At 64.4% G+C, this 2,331-nt stretch carries 3 protein-coding genes; 1 reads left to right on the forward strand and 2 read right to left on the reverse strand.

Annotated elements, in window-relative coordinates; all coding sequences use genetic code 11:
• Positions 1-195: 195 nt before the first annotated feature.
• The gene (locus tag ACT3TZ_RS15040; RefSeq protein WP_444584223.1) at positions 196-621 is read right to left on the reverse strand and encodes a MerR family transcriptional regulator; all 426 of its coding nucleotides are present in this window, start codon (positions 619-621) and stop codon (positions 196-198) included.
• 274 nt (positions 622-895) lie between these two features.
• The gene (locus ACT3TZ_RS15045; RefSeq protein ID WP_444584224.1) at positions 896-1,525 is read right to left on the reverse strand and encodes a DUF998 domain-containing protein; all 630 of its coding nucleotides are present in this window, start codon (positions 1,523-1,525) and stop codon (positions 896-898) included.
• Between the two features lie 116 nt (positions 1,526-1,641).
• On the opposite strand from ACT3TZ_RS15045, the gene ACT3TZ_RS15050 reads away from it, so the two are divergent.
• Positions 1,642-2,217, forward strand: a complete 576-nt coding sequence (locus ACT3TZ_RS15050) for a TetR/AcrR family transcriptional regulator (RefSeq protein ID WP_444584225.1) — start codon at positions 1,642-1,644, stop codon at positions 2,215-2,217.
• The last annotated feature ends 114 nt before the right edge of the window (positions 2,218-2,331 follow it).

Genomic DNA, 2,331 nt, shown 5'->3' on the forward strand with positions numbered 1-2,331 from the left:
CGGCTGCTGTTGGGAGTGTTGGTGTGCGCTGTCGACGGGTGCAGTGCTGAGGGAAGTCACGGGGAGTCCTAGCGTGGGGGAGGGATGGGCCCCGGCGGCACGGAACGTTTCCGTGGGGGGCTCAATTTCTAACCCTCACGTTACGTGAGCTTTCATTTCGTGGATACGAGGTCTGAGTCACGTTCCGCCCTGGCGTCAGGCCTCCCGCGTCTCCGTGTCGTCCTGGCGGGTGGGGGTGGAGAGGTCGCGGAGGCGCGAGAGGAACTCATCGGCCATCGCGACCTTCTTCTCCAGCGCGCTGCGCCGCTCGATCGCGATCGCCTCGATCTCTTGCAGCTTCTGTCGAGCTTCGATCGGTGCGTCGGGTTGGGCGACATCGTGGGTGATGTCTAGAAGCTCGCGCATCTGCTCGAGCGTGAAGTCCAGCGGCTTCATCCGACGGATCAGCAGGATCCGCTCGACGTCGGATTCGGAGTAGAGACGGAATCCGCCCTCGCTGCGCTCGGACGGGTTGACCAACCCGATCTCGTCGTAGTGACGCAGTGTCCGCAGGCTGAGCTCCGTGCGCTCAGCGACCGCACCGATGTGCAGTAGCTGCTGTCCCTCGCCCTTTTCGTTCATGAAGCCAGTTTGCCCCACCTGACTACTCGGCGCCCTCGGCTCCGCGCCGGGTGGCCAGCCTGTCGCCGTGGGGTATACCCGAGTCAGCAGATCTGTGCCAGATCGGCCGTTTTGGACTGTGACTTCGTCCGCTCATTGGCGGGGATCTTCCGACGCTCGATGGCGGCCTGCCGCTGTGGCTCCGGAGCGATGACTGCGGGACGGCGTCCCGCAAGACGATCGCCAACACGTAGCGGGAACGGTGAGCCTTCTTCTGTTTTGGACCGACGATCTTTCAGCAGGCGCTGGTTGGAGCCTTATCGCGAACTCCGCGGCCTGTCATGAGAGCTACACCGGCAAGGGCCGTCCAGAGGCTAAGCGTGTCAAAGGAGATCCGTTCGGTGCCGCCGAGCCCCAACCAAGGCACCTCGGCCCCCTCCAGCGCCGCGAGGAACGCTGCGAACCCGACTATTGACACCACCAAGGCCACGATTGTGAGCTGGCGGAAGCGCCCCGGCCCAGCGGCTGCGGCGAGTATGCCCATTGCCAGCCACTGTGCGACCGCTTGGCCGAATGCGGCACTATCGTGCGCCCCGGGATATATGTCCCACGGCGCCAGGCCGACGATCGAGACCAAGAGCCCGGTCAGCGCCATCAAGATCATCCCAGCTCGACCTGAGCGGCTGTCCCACCAGCCGTACATCAAGATCGCGCCGATCATGATCAGCACACCGGATGCGGCCATGCCGGCATTGAATAGCGGATGCCATGGAGAGCAAACATCGCGCACCTGCTGGCCCTGTTCAGAGAATTGCCCACAACCGACGACCCCGAGGTCGCTGATGGCGTTGCGCGCCACCGAGTACCCCTGGGGCCACCGCAGCGCGACCAGCAGCTGCACAGGGAAAATCACAGCGCTGGCCATCCAAGCCACGGCTCCGGCGCGGTATCGATTCACTACGTCCCCCTCATGTACCATACGAGCGTATGGAAACCGTAGCAATGACCAGGAGTGGCCGCAACTCCGTCCGGGAGCTAGTGATGGACGCTGTCGTGCAAGTGCTGGTCCGTGACGGTCTCGACGGCCTGTCAGTCCGGCGAGTGGCTGCCGAGGCAGGTGTCTCTATTGGTGCCGTTCAGTATCATTTCGCCACCAAGGATGCTCTGTTGGTCGCCGCCGCCAATCACGTAACCGCCCAGTTCAAGTTGCGTGCTGGAGAGTTGACCCATCGGGTGCTGGCCGAGGAGGGGGCAACTGCTGCATTCCTCGCCTTCTGTCAACTCCTGGCCAACGCGATTGAGGCTCCCGATGGGGAGGCCGGGGACACTAACGCCACGATCGTCTGGTTGTGGTTCGCGGCGAAGGCTACGCAGTGTGGCGCCGTCGCCGATGCCTTCGCTGCCGAATGGTCACTGACCGAGAACTACCTGCGCGGCCTCATCGCCGACCTCTTCCCACAGCTCGACGCGGCCGAGGAGGCCGGGCATCTGCTCGCCGTCCTCGACGGTCTCGCAGTCGCTCGAGCCTCCGAGCCCGACCGGATGCCGCCGCACCGCGCCGCCACCATCGTCCGTCGCCACTTCGCCCACCTGAGCGGCGGAGATCCGGTCAGTTGACCGAGAGGTGGCGTGCATCCCATATGGGGAACCGTCACCGGACACGTTTGCCCTCGCTACGGAAGAGCAGTGGCACACATGGCCGGCCGTCCCGTAAGACCAGTCCGGTGAACT

This window comes from Brachybacterium sp. AOP25-B2-12 (assembly GCF_052378625.1).
Lineage (GTDB): Bacteria > Actinomycetota > Actinomycetes > Actinomycetales > Dermabacteraceae > Brachybacterium.